A 17,781-nucleotide genomic window follows, 5' to 3' on the forward strand; every position below is an offset into this window, starting at 1 on the left:
GAACCTTTGTAAAGATCGAGCACGATATGTCACACCCATATTTCTTTGGCTGCCGCCGAAGGCGGCTTTGACTTTGACGTCTGAACGCTGCGTGGCTTGAGCACCTATAGTGATCTCCGATACTGCGTGTTACTCCAAGCCGTGGGCTCGGAGTAACACGTGGAATACGCGATTTTTAGAATGAGCTCAGATGCCCTCGGACCCCATTGAACCAAAAAAGCCCCGTATTTTCTGGGTTTCGGGCACAAAAAAAGACGCCCTAGGACGTCTTTAGATGACGAAATGGTGGAGCCGGGGGGATTTGAACCCCCGTCCGCCAGTACTCCGCTGTCGGTACTACATGCGTAGCCGTTTCTATTAAGTTAACCCTCAGCGACCCGAAGGGCAGGGTGCTTTGGGCGAGTTGTGTAAGTTTTAGCCGCTTCGTCCACAACGTACTGCACGGCGATTCTGTTCTATATGACAATCACTTTGGGTTTACAGACATCCCCTGGTGATTGCTGGACCCGAAGGTACCAGAAGCTCAGGGCTAAGGCTGCTTACGCAGCGAGAGCGAATTCCTGGCCGTAGTTTTCGTCATTGGCAACTATAAGAAGTTGCAACAGTGGATTTACGAGTTCTGTTACCAACTCGGCATGCACCTAAAGTTTCGCGACCGGCGTCGAATCCTAAACGGCCCCGTGCTTGTAACTCGTTGTTTCTTAGTGAGTGACAAGCCTGTGCAGTGTACGCCAAAACGTCAGCGAAGGCCAACCCGAAGGTTGGCCCTCTCGCTTACTGGCCGCCTTTCTCGCTGTTCTGCAGGTCTTGCAGGGCCTTGGAGGTGATTTCGATGCACTTCTTCTCGTCACCTGCGGCGTGGGCGGCCTTGGCCTGGAAGACGGCGGTGTCTATTTCGCCACTTTTACCGCTGGTGTCGGTGGCGAGCAGGGCTTTGCCGTTGTTGATTTTGTCCAGGTTGATCTGGCACAGGTCTTTGTCACTGGCGGCGAAAGCGGGGGAGGCGAGCATCGCAGCGGTCATGAACAAGCCAGCAAGAGCGGAACGCTTCATAGGGTGTCTCCTTGCGCAAAAGGGCTCGACGCTGCTGGCGTGCAACCGCTGCCAGCGACATCACTGATGGGCCTCGTTTGTCGAGGCCTATGCAGATGACTGCGCCGGTGCGCCAGGGTTCGGTTTTTTTGCCGGGTCAGTGGGCGCGGGCGCGGGTGACGCGGTCTACCAGGTAGACCAGGCCGTGGTAGTCGATGCCGCCATGCTGGCTCAGGCCGATCTCGCAGGTGCGGCTGGTGGAGATGCCTTCGCTGCAATGTTGCACGGCGTCCTTGAGTGAGCGCAGGGAGTGGGCGTTGAGTTCCGGGGTGGTGAAGCCTTTGTCGCCGGCAAAGCCGCAGCAATGAATGCCTTCGGGGATCACCACGGTTTTTGCGCAGCGTCGCGCCAGTTCGATCAGTGCCTGGCTTTCGCCCAGGTGCTGGGTGCTGCAGGTGACGTGCACGGCGATGGGCGCTTCCTGGGGTGTGAAGTCGAGGCGGTCCATCAGGTGGGTGCGGATAAAGCGGACGGGGTCGTAGAGGTCCAGGCGCGTTTCTCCCAATTCTTGCACTAGGCGCAGGGTGCAGGGGCTGGTGTCGCAGTAGATGGGGTCGAGGCCGCCGCGGCTGGCGTGGAGCAGGGCGCCGATCAGTTCCTGGCGCTTGTGTTCGGCCTGCTCGGCGTAGCCTTTGGAGGCGAAGGGTTGGCCGCAGCAGAGGCTGTCCTGGTTGTCGGGGAAGACCACCTGGTAACCGGCTTTTTCCAGCAGTTGGCGGGTTTTGTCGTACAGCGACATTTGCTCTTTATCACCGGCTGCCGGGCCCATGGCGCGGGAGACACAGGCGGCCAGGTAGACCACGCGCGGGCGCACGTCCGTCACCGCGGGGCTGAAGCGGATGGCCTTTTCGGGCTGTGGCATGGCGTTGGTCCACTGCGGAATTTGCCCCTTGGACAGCTTGGTCAGTGTGCTCGAGAGCTTGGCCAGCCGTGGAGCCCCCAGCAGCATGCGCGCACCGTTGGCGACGTGCAGGGTGAAGCGCGCACCTTGCAGCGCGGTGGCGAAATGGCTGGCGAGCCAGTCGGCGGTTTTCGTACGGTCGGCTTCGCGGCTGCGCAGTTTTTTCACCAGGTCGCCGGTATTGATGCCTACAGGGCAACGTTGCGCGCATAAGCCGGTGGCGGCGCAGGTGTCGATGCCCTGGTAGTGGTAGGCCGCTTCCAGTTCGGTGGTGTCCACGCCTGCGCGTTTTTTGGCCTGGATGTCGCGCCAGATCACGATGCGCTGGCGCGGGCTCAGGGTCAGGCCTTTTGAAGGGCACACCGGTTCGCAGAACCCGCATTCGATGCACTTATCCACAAGCTCATCGGCGGCGGGCAGGGGCTTGAGGTGTTTGAGGTGGATTTGCGGGTCTTCGCTGAGCACCACATCCGGGTTGAGGATGCCGTTAGGGTCGAGCAGGCGCTTGAGTTGCCACATCAATTGATAGGCGTCGCTGCCCCATTCCAGTTCAACGAACGGCGCCATATTGCGGCCGGTGCCGTGTTCGGCCTTCAGCGAGCCACCGAACTCCACGGCCACCAGTTGCGCGACGTCGTCCATGAACGCTTGATAGCGTGCGACTTCTTCGCTGCTGTTGAAGCCTTGGGTGAACACAAAGTGCAGATTGCCTTCCAGGGCATGTCCGAAAAGGATGGCTTCGTCGTAGTGATGTTTGTCGAACAGTGCGATCAAGCGATTCACGCCAATCGCCAGTTGTTCGACCGGGAAGGTCACGTCTTCGATGATCACGGTGGTGCCGGTTTTGCGCACCGCACCCACGGCCGGGAAGGTGTCCTTGCGGATGGCCCACAGGCGTGCGTTTTCCAGTGGGTCTTCGGTGAAGTCGACTTGTTGCTCCACGGGCAACGCCGCCAGGGACGCCATGATGCGCGTCAGTTGTTCGTGCAGCAGCGATGGCGAAGCGGCGCGGGATTCGATCAATAGTGCGCAGGCGTTTTCCGATAGGTGCTGTACGAAAGCAGGCATGCCTGGTTTGTCCTGCACCGAGCGCATGCTGCGTCGGTCCAGCAGTTCAACGGCGGAGACTGGCTGGGTTTTCAGCACGGTGACTGCGTTGCAGCAGGTTTCGACGTCCGGGAAGACGATCAGCGCCGAGGCTTTGTTTGGGTGATCGATCACGGTGTCGTAGGTGACCGCACTGATAAATCCCAGGGTGCCCTCGGAGCCGACCAGCAGGTGGCTGAGGATGTCCAGCGGGTCATCGAAATCCACCAAGGCATTGAGTGACAGGCCGGTGGTATTTTTCAGGCGGTATTTGTGGCGGATCTTTGCCGCCAGCTCAGTATTTGCCCGTGTTTCGCGACCCAACAGGGCCAGGCGTTCAAGCAGTGCGCTATGTGACTGGCGGAAGGCTTGCACGCTGGCGGCATCTTCGGTGTCCAGGCGGCTGCCATCGGCCAGCACCAGACGGATGCCCGCCAGGGTGTGGTAGGTGTTTTGCGCCGTGCCGCAGCACATGCCACTGGCGTTGTTGGCGACGATACCGCCGATCTTGCAAGCATTGATGGAGGCAGGGTCCGGGCCGATCTTGCGCCCGAACGGTGCGAGCCAGGCGTTGGCCTGGGCGCCGATGACGCCGGGTTGCAGGCGTATTTGGGTGCCTTGCCCGCGAATTTCGCGGTGGTTCCAGTTATCACCCAGCACGATCAGCACCGAGTCGCTGATGGCCTGGCCCGAGAGGCTGGTGCCTGCGGCACGGAAGGTCACCGGCACGCGGTCGCGCTGGGCCAGTTGCAGCAGAGTTACCACTTCGTCTTCTGACTCCACGCGGATCACCAGCTGTGGGATCAGTCGGTAGAAGCTGGCGTCGGTGCCGAAGGCGAGGGTGGAAAGTGGATCGTCGAAGCGGCGATCTTGCGGGATCAGTTGTGCGACGTCGCTCAGGAAAGCAGCAGGCAGGCTCATCGGTCCTCCAGAAATAGCAGACGCCGGAAGGGTGCCCCGGCGTCGATTCTTACCCTATTACGTGCAGGTCTCAGTGCACCAGCATACCGGTGAACCAGTACGCCTGCGCCAAGGTGATCAGCCCGACGATGGTGGCAAAAAACAGGCTGTGCTTGAGGGTAAAGCGGAACAGGTCGGATTCCTTGCCCACCAGGCCGGTGGCGGCGCAGGCCACGGCGATCGATTGCGGCGAGATCATTTTGCCGGTCACGCCACCGCTGGTGTTCGCGGCGACCAGTAGGGTGTCGTTGACGCCGATCTGGTGCGCGGTAGTGGCTTGCAGTGAGCTGAACAGGGCGTTGGAGGAGGTATCGGAGCCTGTCAGGAAAACTCCCAGCCAGCCGAGGAATGGCGAGAAGAACGGGAAGGCGGCGCCGGTGCCGGCCAGAACCAGGGCCATGGTCGAGGACATGCCGGAGTAGTTGGTGACGAAGGCGAACGCCAGCACCATGCCGATGGACAGGATAGGCCAGCGCAGCTCAAAGAAGGTCTCCTTTAAAGTAGTAAGACCAGTTTTGACGTCGATTTTCAACACCAGCATGGAGACCAGTGCCGAGAAGAAGATTGCAGTGCCGGTGGCTGATATCGGGTCCAGCTTGAAGACGGCCGGGATGGCGGTGGGGTTGGTCACGATGGGCGCGACTTTAACCACCAGTTGATCCAGGTGCGGGATCGCGAAATTGAACACCCAGCCGTACATCGAGCCGCCCGCGGCGAACAGGGCCTTGAAGGGTTTGAGAGTCCAGATGGTCACCAGTACGGTGAGGATCAGGAACGGCGACCACGCCTTGAAAATTTGCCCCAGGCTGTAGGGCGAAACCACGGTGTTGCGTGGCAAGCCGAAGCCGCCGGCGCTGTAAGTGACCGCTACGCTGGAGGTGGCGCCGGCAATTTGTGCGCCTGCGGTGCGCTTGGGTTGCCAGACTTTCAGGAACAGCGTCAGGGCAATCAGGCTGGCGAGTGCCGAGGTGATGTCCGGCAGCTCTGGGCCAATGAAGTTCGAGGTGAAATATTGGGTGACGGCAAAGCTCAAGCCCGCCACCAAGGCTGCCGGCCAGGTTTCGCGAACGCCGCGCAGGCCGTCCATCATGAACACCAGCCAGAACGGCACGAAGAGCGACAGCAGCGGCAGTTGGCGGCCGGTCATGGCGCCAATCTTGAACGCGTCAATACCGGTGACCTGGCCGGCGACGATGATCGGAATGCCCAATGCGCCGAAGGCCACAGGCGCGGTATTGGCGATCAGGCACAGGCCGGCGGCGTACAGCGGGTTGAAGCCCAGGCCCACCAGCAGCGCGGCGGTGATTGCCACGGGCGCGCCGAAACCGGCCGCGCCTTCGAGGAAGGCGCCAAAGCAAAAACCGATCAACAACACCTGCAAGCGCTGGTCGTCGGTGATCGACAGAACGGAGCTGCGGATGATTTCGAACTGGCCGCTCTTGACCGTCAATTTGTACAGGAATACCGCCGCGACGATGATCCAGGCGATGGGCCACAGGCCGTAGGCAAAACCGTAACCGGCCGCAGCCAGCGCCATGTCTACCGGCATCTGGAAGGCGAAAATGGCGACCAGGATCGACAGGGCCAAGGTGATGCTGCCGGCCACATGGCCTTTGAGGCGGAACACGGCCAGCGCCAGGAAGAAGAATACGATGGGAATGACGGCGGCCAGTGCGGACAGGCCGAGGCTGCCGAGTGGGCTGTAAAGCTGTTGCCAGGTTTGCATATGGGGTGGCCCCTGATTGTTGTTGTTTGGTGAGCTTGGGTAATTGGTAATACCAATTTACAATCGCTGTGGGCTAGATTAAGAGCCTGGGCAGGGGTGTGTCAATTTGCCGCCTGCGAAACTTTGGTCGTAGGTCGGGAGGCGGGGTGTTCTGATCGGCGAAATTGAAGGTGTTCTGATAGGTGCTGCCGGCACGTCGATAGGCCAGAATAGGGGCCCCGGCGAGTGGTCGGGATGGCGGAGAGTGAGTTATGGGGTTTGATCAGGTGCGTCAGCGCCGTTTGTCTGACGATATTGTCGAGCAGCTTGAGGGGATGATTCTCGAGGGCACGCTGAAGTCGGGCGAACGCTTGCCGGCCGAGCGCGCGTTGGCTGAGCGCTTTGGTGTGTCGCGCCCGTCGTTGCGTGAGGCGATTCAGAAACTGGCGGCCAAGGGGTTGCTGGTCAGTCGTCAGGGAGGTGGCAACTATGTGGTGGACTCCCTGGGTTCGACCTTCAGCGATCCGCTGCTGCACTTGTTGGAAAGCAATCCCGAAGCGCAGCGCGATCTGCTGGAGTTTCGCCAGACCCTTGAGGCTTCGTGTGCCTACTACGCGGCGTTACGCGCCACGGAGGTTGACCGTGAACGGCTGACCGCAGCGTTTGAAGCGTTGCAGGATTGCTACGCGCGCGCCGACGAGGTGAGCCGAGTGGAGGAAGGTGCTGCGGATGCAAGGTTTCACTTGGCGATTGCCGAGGCCAGTCATAACGCCGTGTTGCTGCACACCATTCGCGGGCTGTTCGACCTACTAAAGCGTAACGTGGTGACGAATATTGGTGGCATGTACCAGCAGCGTACCGAGACCCGCGACATGCTGATCAATCAGCATCGGGACTTGTACCTGGCCATCATCGAGGGTCGGGCCGAGCAGGCGCGTGAGGTCTCGACACGGCATTTGCTGTATGTGCAGGAGGTGTTGGAGGAGGTGCGTCAGGAGGTTCAGCGGGTGGCTCGGGCCGAGCGACGCAAAGGGATGTAGCCCGCCTGGGCTACACCGTCGCAAGGATTACTCTTCCTTGCCTTTGTTGCGCACGGCGCGATGCAGCTCGCGATTGGAATCGCGCTCGCGTTCGGTGTCGCGCTTGTCGTATTCCTTCTTGCCCTTGCCCAATGCGATCTCGCATTTGACCAGGTGCTTGCTCCAGTACCAGGACAAGCAGACGCACGCGTAGCCTTTTTGCTGCACGGCTGCGGCGAGTTTTTCGAGCTCGCGGGCATTGAGCAACAACTTGCGCGTACGCACTGGGTCGGCAATCACGTGGGTGCTCGCGGTGGTCAGCGGAGTGATATGACTGCCAAGCAGCCATGCCTCGCCATCCTTGAGCAGCACATAACTGTCGACCAGCTGCAGTTTGCTGGCACGCAGACTTTTTACTTCCCAGCCGGCCAGGACCAGACCAGCCTCGAACCGATGTTCGATGAAGTAATCGTGTCGCGCTTTTTTATTTTGCGCGATGGTCCCTGTGGGGTGTTTCTTTTGTTTAGCCATAGGGGCGGCATTATAGGGAGTTGCGAGCGTGTCGGCTACGGTCAACCTGTGTGCTTGAGCGAGTTGGACGAATCCCGGACAATGCGGGCAGTTCTTTGGTTTTTTTCTCTCGCGGATTGGGCTGTTCTTTCGCGATGTTTGCCTTAAGCAGTGGAAGTAACGCTCACATGACGACGCATATTCAACGTTCGGCCCTGTTGCCCTATCCGGCGCAGGCGCTCTATGACCTGGTCAACGACGTGGCGCGTTACCCGGAGTTTCTGCCTTGGTGCTCGACGGCCGAGGTTCTGGAGAGCAGTGACGAGCACATGGTTGCCAGTGTGGGGGTGGCCAAAGGCGGCCTCAGCCAGCATTTTGTGACGCGCAATGTGCTGGTGCCGGGCCAATCCATCGAAATGAACCTGCAGGAAGGGCCGTTCACCCAACTGCACGGTGTGTGGGTGTTCAAGGCGCTGACGGACAAGGCCTGCAAGATCAGCCTGGATCTTTCGTTTGATTATGCCGGGCCGATTGTTCGTGCGACGTTAGGGCCTTTGTTCAATCAGGCAGCCAATACCCTGGTGGACGCGTTCTGTCAGCGCGCCAAGCAACTGCATGGTTGAGATTGAGGTGGTGTTCGCCGCTGAGGATCGCCAGGTGTTGCTGGGGGTAAAGGTGGCTGAAGGCACTAGTTTGCGCGAGGCGGTGCGGGCGTCGGGAATAGCGGCGCATTTTCCTGACGTTGATCTGGCTGATTGCCCGCTGGGTATATTTGGCAAGGTTGTCGTGGATACCAGGGCGCGTTGCGTACAAGCGGGCGACCGTATTGAGATCTACCGGCCTTTGCTGGCCGACCCTAAAGAGGTGCGCAGGTTGCGCGCGGCCAAGGCGGCATTGGCCAGGCAAACGAATTCTTGAGCTTGCCAAATGGCAGTCTAGCTATCGCCGCGATCCAACTGTGGGAGCTGGCTTGCCTGCGATGACGCCCTGATAGCCGGCGCATATCTACCTGATGCCCACGATCCAAATGTGGAAGGGGGCGGTCCCGATAACGGATATGTACTCGATCTGATCCAGGATCCTGGTCGACTGTCAGATCGCTCGCAGGCAAGCCAGCTCCCACAGGTTCACGTCGCACCAAGGTTATGTAGATGCCTATGTAAATGGCAGGCAACAAAAAGCCCGGCATGCCGGGCTTTTTGTCGAGCGCAAAATTATTGCGGGCTGGTGTCCAGAGGCTGAGGCGTCGGGACGGGCACGGTTTCCACGTTGTCGATGTCTTTCTGGATGGTGTCCAGCAACGAACCTGGCTTGGCCGGTACCTCGGATTTCGGTTTTTCGGCTTCTTGCGCAGGTGCGGTCACGTTGGTGCCGCTGTCCTTGCCCAGCAAGGCTTCATCGCGGCTTACGCCGGGCATGAAGTCACCGGACAGGCTCACGAGCTGGTCATTGCCATTGAAGATGACACTGACGCGCTCCTGCTGGCGTTCACCGCCACCCGGCTGCAGGCTGTAGAGATAATCCCAGCGATCGGCATGGAAAGTGTCGGTCAGCAGGGGATTACCCATGATAAACCGTACTTGCCGTCGGGTCATTCCCGGGCGTAACTGGTCTATCATGTCCTGCGTGACGACATTGCCCTGCTGGATGTCGATTTTGTAAACCCCGGGGAATGAACAACCGGCGAGTGCGAGCAGTCCCACAAAGGTGAAACTGGTTAGCAAGAGCTTGGTGTTTTGCATCGGTGGGCGACTTCCACTATCTTGGCTGGGACAACGTAAACGCCGATCATACCCGTATTAAGAGAAGCTGCGAAGCAGCATCCGCGAGAAAGCTAACCATGGTTGAAAATAGCGAACTACGCAAAGCCGGTCTCAAAGTGACTCTGCCACGAGTCAAGATTCTACAAATGCTCGATTCTGCTGAGCAGCGCCACATGAGTGCCGAAGATGTTTACAAGGCGCTGATGGAGTCTAACGAGGACGTCGGTCTGGCCACGGTCTACCGTGTACTGACCCAGTTTGAAGCCGCAGGGCTGGTGGTTCGTCATAATTTCGACGGCGGTCATGCGGTGTTTGAATTGGCTGACGGTGGTCACCATGACCACATGGTTGACCTGGATACCAATGAGGTTATCGAGTTCACCAGCCCTGAAATCGAAGCGCTGCAGCACAAGATTGCTGAGGAGCACGGGTTCGATTTGGTCGACCATAATCTCGTGCTGTACATCCGTAAGAAAAAGTAAAAATCGACGCAGTTTTGCTTTGCGAAACGATTGAAGGCGACCCTCGGGTCGCCTTCGTGCTTTCTATAGAGTGGAAAATGTCGCTTCAAGCCTTCGCGGCCACCACCATTTTTTTCGCGTGAGCCAAGGACTCCTTGGTCAAGTCGATACCGCCGAGCATTCGCGCCACTTCTTCCACCCGTTCCGACTTGTTCAGCTTGGAGACGGCGGTGTGTGTCGCGTCGCTACCTCGAACCTTATGCACAAACAGGTGCTGATGCCCTTGGGCTGCCACTTGCGGCAAGTGGGTCACCGTAAGCACCTGGCCGCGATCCCCCAGGCGACGCAGCAATTGGCCAACAATTTCTGCGGTTGGCCCGCCAATGCCCACATCCACTTCATCGAATACCAGGGTGGGTACGCGTGAGGTCTGGGCGGTAATCACTTGGATCGCCAGGCTGATGCGCGAGAGTTCGCCGCCGGAGGCCACTTTGGCCAGGGCCTTGAGCGGTTGCCCGGGGTTGGCACTCACCAGCAGTTCGACGTGCTCCAGCCCATGGGGCTGCAATTCTTGAGTGGCGTTGGGGTGCAACTCGATGGTGAAGCGCCCGCCTGGCATGCCCAGGCGTTGGATTTCCAGCTCAACGGCGCTTGCCAGGCTAGTAGCTGCCTGCTGGCGCAGTGCGCTCAGCTCCCGGGCCTTTTCCTGGTAATGACGGGCAAACGATGCGAGCTCCTCGCCCAGTCGTTCGATGGATTCGTCGTTCGCGTTGAGTGTTTCGATTTCATCCAGCAGTTTCTGCTGCATGGTTGCGACTTCGGTCGGCTGGATTCGATGCTTGCGAGCCAGGGTATAAATAGTATCCAGGCGTTCTTCTATTTCCTGCAGGCGAGCCGGGTCGGCGTCGAAATGGTCCAGGAAACGATTGAGTTCGCCCACGGCTTCCTCGACCTGGATCTGTGCGCTGGTCAGCAGGGTGGTCGCTTCGCTCAGTGAGCCGGAAGCATTGTTCACACTGGACAGGCGGTTGAGGCTGGCGGTCAGTGCGTTGAGCACATTGCCGGAGTCGCTCTCGCTGCATTGCTCGACCACTTGGCGGCAGATCCCCAGCAGGGTTTCGGCGTTGGTCAGGTTCTTGTGTTCCTGCTCAAGTTGCTCCAGCTCTGTCTCACCCAGGCCAAGGCTTTCGAGCTCTTCCAATTGGTAGCTGAGCAGCTGGTGGCGGGCGCGTTGTTCGTCGCCGGAGTTGGAGAGGCGTTCCAGTTCCTGGCGTGTCTGGCGCCAGCGTTGGGCGGCCAATTGAACTTGCCGGGAAAGATCGGTGGCGCCGGCGTACTCATCGAGCAGGCGACGGTGGGTATCGGTTTTCAGCAGGGATTGGTGTTCGTGCTGGCTGTGGATATCGATCAGCAATTCGCCCAGGGCTTTCAGGTCGCCCAGTGGGCAAGGCGTGCCGTTGATATAGCCGCGGGAGCGCCCCTCGGCGGTGATCACCCGGCGCAGAATGCAGGGGCCTTCATTATTAAGGTCGCGCTCGGCCAGCCATGCTTCGGCTTCGGGGATGTCCGCCAGGTCGAAGGTGGCCAGGATGTCGGCCTTGTCGGAGCCAGGGCGTACCACGCCACTGTCGGCGCGGTCGCCAAGCGTCAGGCCGAGGGCGTCGAGCATGATCGACTTGCCGGCGCCGGTTTCGCCTGTGATTACGCTCATCCCGCGATCCAGTTCAAGATCCAGATGTTCAACGATGGCGTAGTTATGTACAGACAGGTGCACGAGCATGACGGCCGCTCCCAGGCTTTAGGTCTGGTTATTTATACAGTGTTTTGTTCAGGCCTGACAATCCTGACGCTTAGCTCGATTTGCTTGAGTCTCGTATTTTTTTAGCGCGATGTGGAATGAGGGAGAAGGAAATGATCCAGGTCAATCGAAAGACTTTTGGTAACGCCTGCGCCCTTGAACCTGAAAATTGTGGCCCCATATACCGGAGCAGAAGCGCGAGTTGAGTTCGCGCATGATTTTGAAAGGAGAAATCTATGGCTGACGAACAGACGCAGGATACGCAAACTCCAGACGCCAATTCGGCTGCCGGTGATGAACTGGCGACTCGTGTGCAAGTGCTCGAAGAGCAATTGGCCGCTGCGCAGGATCAATCGTTGCGTGTTGCCGCCGATCTGCAGAACGTCCGCCGCCGTGCCGAGCAGGATGTAGAGAAGGCTCACAAGTTCGCGCTGGAAAAATTCGCCGGTGACCTGCTGCCGATCATCGACAGCCTGGAGCGTGGTCTTGAGTTGTCCAACCCGGACGATGAAAACATCCGCCCAATGCGCGAAGGCATCGAGCTGACCCTGAAAATGTTCCAGGACACCCTGAAGCGTTATCAGTTGGAAGCGATCGATCCGCAAGCCGGCGAGCCGTTCAATGCTGAACATCACCAAGCCATGGCCATGCAGGAAAGCCATGACCTGGAACCCAATAGCGTCATCAAGGTGTTCCAGAAGGGCTACCAGCTCAACGGTCGCCTGATGCGTCCGGCAATGGTGGTGGTGAGCAAGGCTCCTTCACCCGTTGCACCTTCTATTGATGAGCAGGCTTGAAATCCGCCGCAAGGCCCCCATCTATAAGTCAAGCGTTTAAGTGCTACCGCAGTTAGCCAAAACTGCTGCGGCAACCAAATTCAAGTTTCGGGAGAGTAAATCATGGGCAAAATTATCGGTATCGACCTGGGGACCACCAACTCCTGCGTCTCCGTGCTGGAAAACGGCGTTGCAAAAGTTATTGAAAACGCCGAAGGCGCACGTACCACTCCGTCGATCATCGCTTACGCCAACGACGGTGAAATCCTCGTCGGTCAATCGGCCAAGCGTCAGGCGGTGACCAACCCGCATAACACCCTGTACGCGGTAAAGCGTCTGATCGGTCGTAAGTTCGACGAAGAAGTCGTACAGAAAGACATCAAGATGGTGCCTTACAAAATCGCCAAGGCCGACAACGGTGACGCCTGGGTTGAAGTGAACGGCCAGAAAATGTCGCCGCCGCAAATCTCGGCTGAAATCTTGAAAAAGATGAAGAAGACCGCCGAAGACTACCTCGGTGAAGCAGTGACTGAAGCGGTGATCACCGTTCCTGCCTACTTCAACGACAGCCAGCGTCAGGCCACCAAAGACGCCGGCCGCATCGCGGGCCTGGATGTAAAACGTATCATCAACGAACCAACCGCAGCCGCGCTGGCTTACGGTATGGACAAGGCCAAGGGCGACCACACCGTGATCGTTTACGACCTGGGTGGCGGTACGTTCGACGTCTCCGTGATCGAGATCGCAGAAGTTGACGGCGAGCACCAGTTCGAAGTGTTGGCCACCAACGGTGACACCTTCCTGGGTGGTGAAGACTTTGACATTCGTCTGATCGACTACCTCGTTGACGAATTCAAGAAAGAAAGCGGCATGAACCTCAAGGGCGACCCGCTGGCCATGCAGCGCCTGAAAGAAGCCGCTGAAAAAGCCAAGATCGAACTGTCTTCCGCTCAGTCGACTGACGTGAACCTGCCGTACATCACTGCAGACGCTACCGGTCCTAAGCACTTGAACGTGAAGATCTCGCGTTCCAAGCTCGAAGCACTGGTTGAAGACCTGGTTCAGCGCACCATCGAGCCTTGCCGCATCGCGTTGAAAGACTCCGGTATCGACGTTGGCTCGATCAACGACGTGATCCTGGTGGGCGGTCAGACCCGTATGCCACTGGTTCAGAAGCTGGTCACCGAGTTCTTCGGCAAAGAAGCCCGTAAAGACGTGAACCCGGACGAAGCCGTTGCCATGGGTGCTGCCATCCAGGGTGCCGTACTGGCCGGTGACGTGAAAGATGTGCTGCTGCTGGACGTAAGCCCGCTGACTCTGGGTATCGAAACCATGGGTGGCGTGATGACTGCGCTGATCGAGAAAAACACCACGATTCCTACCAAGAAATCCCAGGTGTTCTCGACTGCCGATGACAACCAGGGCGCCGTGACTATCCACGTGCTGCAGGGCGAGCGTAAGCAAGCCGCACAGAACAAGTCCCTGGGCAAGTTCGACCTGGCTGAGATCCCACCAGCACCACGTGGCGTGCCACAAATCGAAGTGACCTTCGACATCGACGCCAACGGCATCCTGCACGTCGGCGCGAAAGACAAGGCCACCGGCAAAGAGCAGAAGATCACCATCAAGGCCAACTCCGGCCTGTCTGATGAAGAAATTCAACAGATGATCCGTGATGCTGAAACCAATGCTGAAGCCGACAAGAAGTTCGAAGAGTTGGCAGGCGCCCGTAACCAGGGTGACGCGCTGGTTCACTCGACTCGCAAAATGATCGCTGATGCTGGCGACAAAGTGACCGACGAAGAGAAAACTGCAATCGAAGCAGCAGTGGTTGCCCTGGAAGCCGCTATTAAAGGCGACGACAAGGCTGCCATCGAAGCCAAGGTTGAGGAACTGTCGAAAGTCTCCGCGCCAGTTGCTCAGAAAATGTACGCCGAGCAAGGCCAGCCGGCTGACGGCGCTGCGCAACAAGCAGAGCCTGAAGCCAAGCACGACGATGTTGTCGATGCCGAGTTCGAAGAAGTTAAAGACAACAAGTAAGTTGTCGCCCGGTTGACCGCGCACAAGCGGTGACTGGTAGGATGTCGCCGCGCGGGAGCTTGCTCCCGCGTTGGCGTGTCTGGGGTATGCGAATTTTTACAGCATGCGACAACGCTCGGATGCTGGCGGTGTGAACGGGAATGCTCCTGCTTTCCGAATGACAGTCACCGCGTTTTTGGCCGGCTCCCTGGCTAAAAGCAGTAATGACCAGGATCGTTGAATTGACGTGAGTTGGGTCCGGGCCTGTATTGGGGCTCAACGAGTTTGGCAGGGTTCAGGAGGGCCAGGTCGAACGTCCTTAAGAGTGCAAAGACTTATGGCAAAGCGTGACTATTACGAAGTATTGGGTGTGGAGCGTGGCGCCAGCGAGGCGGACCTGAAGAAGGCCTACCGTCGCCTGGCGATGAAACACCACCCGGACCGTAATCCGGATAACAAAGAATCCGAAGAGATGTTCAAAGAGGCCAACGAGGCCTACGAATGCCTGTGTGATCCCAATAAGCGTGCGGCTTACGACCAATATGGCCATGCTGGCGTCGACCCGAGCATGGGCGGCGGCGGTGCCGGTTTTGGTGGCCAGAACTTCTCCGATATTTTCGGCGACGTATTCAGCGACTTCTTCGGCGGCGGCCGGGGCGGCCAGCGTGGCGGCCCTCAGCGCGGCAGTGACTTGCGTTACACCCTGGAGCTGAACCTGGAAGAAGCCGTGCGCGGCACCAGCGTCAATATCCGTGTGCCGACGCTGGTCAACTGCAAGCCGTGCGACGGCTCGGGTGCGAAGAAAGGCTCCTCGCCGATCACTTGCCCGACCTGCGGCGGTATCGGGCAGGTGCGCATGCAGCAGGGCTTCTTCTCGGTGCAGCAAACCTGCCCGCGTTGCCATGGCCAGGGCAAGATCATTTCCGATCCGTGCGATTCCTGCCACGGCGAAGGCCGCGTCGAAGAGTACAAGACGCTGTCGGTGAAGGTACCGGCGGGTGTGGATACCGGTGATCGTATTCGCCTGTCGGGCGAAGGCGAGGCGGGTGCCCAGGGCGGCCCTACGGGCGACCTGTACGTGGTGATCAATGTGCGCGAGCACTCGATCTTCCAGCGTGACGGCAAGCACTTGTTCTGCGAAGTGCCGATCAGCTTTGTTGATGCGGCCCTGGGTGGCGAGCTGGAGATTCCGACGCTGGATGGTCGGGTCAAGCTCAAGATTCCCGAGGGGACTCAGACCGGCAAGCAGTTCCGCATTCGTGGCAAGGGCGTTGCGCCCGTGCGCGGTGGCGGTGCTGGCGACCTGATGTGCCGTGTGGCGGTTGAAACCCCGGTGAACCTGAATCGTCGTCAGCGTGAACTGCTGGAAGAGTTCCGCAGCTCGCTGGAAGGCGATGACTCGCACTCGCCGAAGACTACGGGCTTCTTCGACGGTGTAAAACGCTTCTTCGGCGACCTGTAAGGATCTGAATATGCGACGTATAGCCGTAATGGGCGCTGCCGGGCGCATGGGCAAGACGCTGGTCGAGGCGGTGCAGCAACGCTCGCCGGCCTCCGGGCTGACGGCGGCGATTGTTCGCCCAGGCAGTACGTTGATCGGCGCGGACGCAGGTGAGTTGGCCTCGTTGGGTCGCATCGGTGTTTCGTTGTCTGGCAACCTCGAGCAGGTGGCGGACGAATTCGACGTGCTGATCGACTTCACCTTGCCGGAAGTGATGCTGAAAAATCTGGCCTTCTGCCGTAAGGCGGGCAAGGCCATGGTGATTGGTACCACCGGTTTGAGTGCCGAGCAGAAACAGTTGCTAGTGGAGGCGGGCAAGGATATTCCGATCGTCTTCGCCGCCAACTTCAGTGTGGGCGTGAACCTGTCGCTGAAGTTGTTGGACCTGGCGGCGCGCGTGCTAGGTGACGAGGCTGATATCGAGATTATCGAGACTCATCACCGTCACAAGATCGACGCTCCGTCGGGCACTGCGTTGCGCATGGGTGAAGCTATTGCCGATGCGCTGGGCCGCGATTTGTCGAAAGTGGCGGTATACGGGCGTGAAGGCCACACCGGTGAGCGCGCACGCGACACCATCGGTTTTGCAACCGTGCGCGGTGGTGATGTGGTTGGCGATCACACCGTGCTGTTCGCCACCGAAGGCGAGCGCCTGGAGATCACGCACAAAGCCTCCAGCCGCATGACTTTCGCCAAGGGCGCGGTGCGTGCTGCGCTTTGGTTGGACGGCCGCGAGCCGGGCCTGTACGACATGCGTGACGTGCTGGATTTGCACTAACCAGTAGCTAAAACGGGGGCTCAGGATTATCCTGTGGCCCCGTTTTTACCCGCTAGGCGACGTCCTGTCGCATTCCCCTGCCTTTAAGGCTCATTAGCGGTGGACCAAAAAAGCCTTTTTCTGTAAGCTACAGCTTTAGTGTGTCCACTAAAAGCGCGCAGAATAATTCAGTGAAGAAGCGGGGTGACGTGTCCATACGTCACTCCGCTTTTTTACAACCTGCGATCGCCCTTTCAGGCTTTATTTACGGGAGGTCTTCTTGACTAAGCCAGCCATACTCGCCCTTGCTGATGGCAGCATTTTTCGCGGCGAAGCCATTGGAGCCGACGGTCAGACCGTTGGAGAGGTGGTGTTTAACACTGCCATGACCGGCTATCAGGAAATCCTTACCGATCCTTCCTACGCCCAACAGATCGTTACCCTGACCTATCCGCACATCGGCAACACCGGCACTACGCCGGAAGATGTCGAGTCTGATCGTGTCTGGTCGGCGGGCCTGGTGATTCGTGACCTGCCACTGGTTGCGAGCAACTGGCGTAACACGATGTCGCTGTCCGATTACCTGAAAGCCAACAACGTTGTGGCGATCGCCGGTATCGATACGCGCCGCCTCACGCGCATCCTGCGTGAAAAAGGCTCGCAGAACGGCTGCATCATGGTCGGTGACAATATCTCCGAAGAGGCGGCGATTGCCGCGGCGCAAGGTTTCCCTGGCCTGAAGGGCATGGACCTGGCGAAAGTCGTCAGCGTCAAAGAGAAGTACGAGTGGCGTTCCACTGTGTGGGATCTGAAGACCGACAGCCACGCGACTATCGAGGCTGCCGATCTGCCTTACCACGTGGTCGCCTATGACTACGGCGTCAAGTACAACATCCTGCGCATGCTGGTCGAGCGCGGTTGCCGTGTGACCGTGGTGCCCGCGCAAACCCCTGCCAGCGATGTGCTCGCGATGCAGCCGGACGGTGTGTTCTTGTCCAACGGCCCGGGTGACCCTGAGCCATGCGACTACGCTATCCAGGCCATCAAGGACGTGCTGGAGACCGAGATTCCGGTGTTCGGCATCTGCCTTGGCCACCAGTTGCTGGCTTTGGCCTCCGGCGCCAAGACCCTGAAAATGGGCCACGGCCACCACGGTGCCAACCACCCGGTACAAGACCTGGACACTGGCGTTGTGATGATCACCAGCCAGAACCACGGTTTTGCGGTGGATGAAGCCTCCCTGCCGAGCAATGTGCGCGCCATTCACAAGTCGCTGTTCGACGGTTCCCTGCAAGGCATCGAGCGCACCGACAAGAGCGCGTTCAGCTTCCAGGGCCACCCTGAAGCCAGCCCGGGCCCGAACGACGTAGCGCCGCTGTTCGACCGTTTCATCAATGAGATGGCCAAGCGACGCTGACTGAGTGGCCTGCGGG

Annotated in this window: 15 protein-coding genes and 1 other RNA gene; 9 read left to right on the forward strand and 7 right to left on the reverse strand. The window is 59.0% G+C overall.

From position 1 onward, the window contains the following. Positions 1–283: 283 nt before the first annotated feature. The 4 genes from ssrA to GIV26_RS10700 form a co-directional block, all read right to left on the reverse strand. Positions 284–680, reverse strand: a transfer-messenger RNA (tmRNA) gene (gene ssrA, locus GIV26_RS10685). Between the two features lie 94 nt (positions 681–774). Continuing rightward, a complete protein-coding gene (locus tag GIV26_RS10690) occupies positions 775–1,053 on the reverse strand; it encodes a hypothetical protein (RefSeq protein ID WP_236280439.1) in 279 nt (92 codons plus the stop codon). 136 nt (positions 1,054–1,189) lie between these two features. After that, positions 1,190–4,000 carry an FAD-binding and (Fe-S)-binding domain-containing protein gene (locus GIV26_RS10695; protein WP_236280441.1) on the reverse strand — a complete coding sequence of 937 codons (2,811 nt, stop codon included), beginning with the start codon at positions 3,998–4,000 and terminating at the stop codon, positions 1,190–1,192. Positions 4,001–4,070: 70 nt separating this feature from the next. After that, positions 4,071–5,765 (reverse strand): lactate permease LctP family transporter, encoded by a 1,695-nt coding sequence (locus GIV26_RS10700; RefSeq protein WP_236280444.1) that lies wholly within the window; start codon positions 5,763–5,765, stop codon positions 4,071–4,073. Between the two features lie 251 nt (positions 5,766–6,016). Between GIV26_RS10700 and GIV26_RS10705 the strand changes: the two genes are divergently transcribed. Next, positions 6,017–6,784, forward strand: a complete 768-nt coding sequence (locus GIV26_RS10705; protein WP_014719963.1) for an FCD domain-containing protein — start codon at positions 6,017–6,019, stop codon at positions 6,782–6,784. 27 nt (positions 6,785–6,811) lie between these two features. Here GIV26_RS10705 and smpB read toward each other — a convergent pair whose 3' ends face one another. Continuing rightward, positions 6,812–7,294 carry an SsrA-binding protein SmpB gene (gene smpB, locus GIV26_RS10710; RefSeq protein ID WP_014719962.1) on the reverse strand — a complete coding sequence of 161 codons (483 nt, stop codon included), beginning with the start codon at positions 7,292–7,294 and terminating at the stop codon, positions 6,812–6,814. 167 nt (positions 7,295–7,461) lie between these two features. Here smpB and GIV26_RS10715 point away from each other — a divergent pair, with 167 nt between their 5' ends. Together GIV26_RS10715 and GIV26_RS10720 are read left to right on the forward strand one after the other, a co-directional pair. Continuing rightward, complete coding sequence (locus tag GIV26_RS10715) at positions 7,462–7,896, forward strand: type II toxin-antitoxin system RatA family toxin (RefSeq protein WP_003194226.1); 435 nt, start codon at positions 7,462–7,464, stop codon at positions 7,894–7,896. Further along, a complete protein-coding gene (locus tag GIV26_RS10720) occupies positions 7,889–8,191 on the forward strand; it encodes an RnfH family protein (RefSeq protein ID WP_236280447.1) in 303 nt (100 codons plus the stop codon). Before GIV26_RS10715 ends, GIV26_RS10720 begins: the two co-directional genes overlap by 8 nt. Positions 8,192–8,487: 296 nt before the next feature. Here the strand turns inward: GIV26_RS10720 and GIV26_RS10725 are convergent, their stop codons facing one another. Beyond that, positions 8,488–9,015 carry an outer membrane protein assembly factor BamE gene (locus GIV26_RS10725; protein WP_034126997.1) on the reverse strand — a complete coding sequence of 176 codons (528 nt, stop codon included), beginning with the start codon at positions 9,013–9,015 and terminating at the stop codon, positions 8,488–8,490. A gap of 98 nt (positions 9,016–9,113) precedes the next feature. Between GIV26_RS10725 and fur the strand changes: the two genes are divergently transcribed. Next, entirely contained in the window at positions 9,114–9,518 is a 405-nt protein-coding gene (fur, locus tag GIV26_RS10730) for a ferric iron uptake transcriptional regulator (RefSeq protein WP_003194220.1), read from the forward strand. Between the two features lie 85 nt (positions 9,519–9,603). On the opposite strand, the gene recN is transcribed toward fur, so the two are convergent. Next, complete coding sequence (gene recN, locus GIV26_RS10735; RefSeq protein WP_054896115.1) at positions 9,604–11,277, reverse strand: DNA repair protein RecN; 1,674 nt, start codon at positions 11,275–11,277, stop codon at positions 9,604–9,606. Positions 11,278–11,531: 254 nt separating this feature from the next. Here recN and grpE point away from each other — a divergent pair, with 254 nt between their 5' ends. From grpE to carA, 5 genes are all read left to right on the forward strand, one after another. Further along, positions 11,532–12,092 carry a nucleotide exchange factor GrpE gene (gene grpE / locus GIV26_RS10740; RefSeq protein WP_034126999.1) on the forward strand — a complete coding sequence of 187 codons (561 nt, stop codon included), beginning with the start codon at positions 11,532–11,534 and terminating at the stop codon, positions 12,090–12,092. Between the two features lie 102 nt (positions 12,093–12,194). Next, complete coding sequence (gene dnaK / locus GIV26_RS10745) at positions 12,195–14,111, forward strand: molecular chaperone DnaK (protein ID WP_014719959.1); 1,917 nt, start codon at positions 12,195–12,197, stop codon at positions 14,109–14,111. A gap of 316 nt (positions 14,112–14,427) precedes the next feature. After that, positions 14,428–15,552: a molecular chaperone DnaJ gene (gene dnaJ, locus GIV26_RS10750; protein ID WP_054896114.1), complete on the forward strand. Its 1,125-nt coding sequence runs from the start codon at positions 14,428–14,430 to the stop codon at positions 15,550–15,552. 10 nt (positions 15,553–15,562) lie between these two features. Continuing rightward, positions 15,563–16,369 carry a 4-hydroxy-tetrahydrodipicolinate reductase gene (gene dapB, locus GIV26_RS10755; RefSeq protein WP_014719957.1) on the forward strand — a complete coding sequence of 269 codons (807 nt, stop codon included), beginning with the start codon at positions 15,563–15,565 and terminating at the stop codon, positions 16,367–16,369. A gap of 259 nt (positions 16,370–16,628) precedes the next feature. Continuing rightward, entirely contained in the window at positions 16,629–17,765 is a 1,137-nt protein-coding gene (carA, locus tag GIV26_RS10760) for a glutamine-hydrolyzing carbamoyl-phosphate synthase small subunit (RefSeq protein ID WP_003194208.1), read from the forward strand. Positions 17,766–17,781 lie beyond the last annotated feature (16 nt).

Origin of the sequence: Pseudomonas sp. PA-1-3F (genome assembly GCF_021609665.1) — a bacterium.
Lineage (GTDB): Bacteria > Pseudomonadota > Gammaproteobacteria > Pseudomonadales > Pseudomonadaceae > Aquipseudomonas > Aquipseudomonas paracarnis.

Coding starts and splice junctions, on each gene's coding strand:
- grpE (WP_034126999.1), top strand. CDS start 11,532: ATGGCTGACGAACAGACGCAGGATACGCAAACTCCAGACGCCAATTCG.
- dapB (WP_014719957.1), top strand. CDS start 15,563: ATGCGACGTATAGCCGTAATGGGCGCTGCCGGGCGCATGGGCAAGACG.
- GIV26_RS10715 (WP_003194226.1), top strand. CDS start 7,462: ATGACGACGCATATTCAACGTTCGGCCCTGTTGCCCTATCCGGCGCAG.
- fur (WP_003194220.1), top strand. CDS start 9,114: ATGGTTGAAAATAGCGAACTACGCAAAGCCGGTCTCAAAGTGACTCTG.
- GIV26_RS10705 (WP_014719963.1), top strand. CDS start 6,017: ATGGGGTTTGATCAGGTGCGTCAGCGCCGTTTGTCTGACGATATTGTC.
- GIV26_RS10700 (WP_236280444.1), bottom strand. CDS start 5,765: ATGCAAACCTGGCAACAGCTTTACAGCCCACTCGGCAGCCTCGGCCTG.
- GIV26_RS10690 (WP_236280439.1), bottom strand. CDS start 1,053: ATGAAGCGTTCCGCTCTTGCTGGCTTGTTCATGACCGCTGCGATGCTC.
- GIV26_RS10725 (WP_034126997.1), bottom strand. CDS start 9,015: ATGCAAAACACCAAGCTCTTGCTAACCAGTTTCACCTTTGTGGGACTG.
- GIV26_RS10720 (WP_236280447.1), top strand. CDS start 7,889: ATGGTTGAGATTGAGGTGGTGTTCGCCGCTGAGGATCGCCAGGTGTTG.
- dnaJ (WP_054896114.1), top strand. CDS start 14,428: ATGGCAAAGCGTGACTATTACGAAGTATTGGGTGTGGAGCGTGGCGCC.
- dnaK (WP_014719959.1), top strand. CDS start 12,195: ATGGGCAAAATTATCGGTATCGACCTGGGGACCACCAACTCCTGCGTC.
- GIV26_RS10695 (WP_236280441.1), bottom strand. CDS start 4,000: ATGAGCCTGCCTGCTGCTTTCCTGAGCGACGTCGCACAACTGATCCCG.
- smpB (WP_014719962.1), bottom strand. CDS start 7,294: ATGGCTAAACAAAAGAAACACCCCACAGGGACCATCGCGCAAAATAAA.
- recN (WP_054896115.1), bottom strand. CDS start 11,277: ATGCTCGTGCACCTGTCTGTACATAACTACGCCATCGTTGAACATCTG.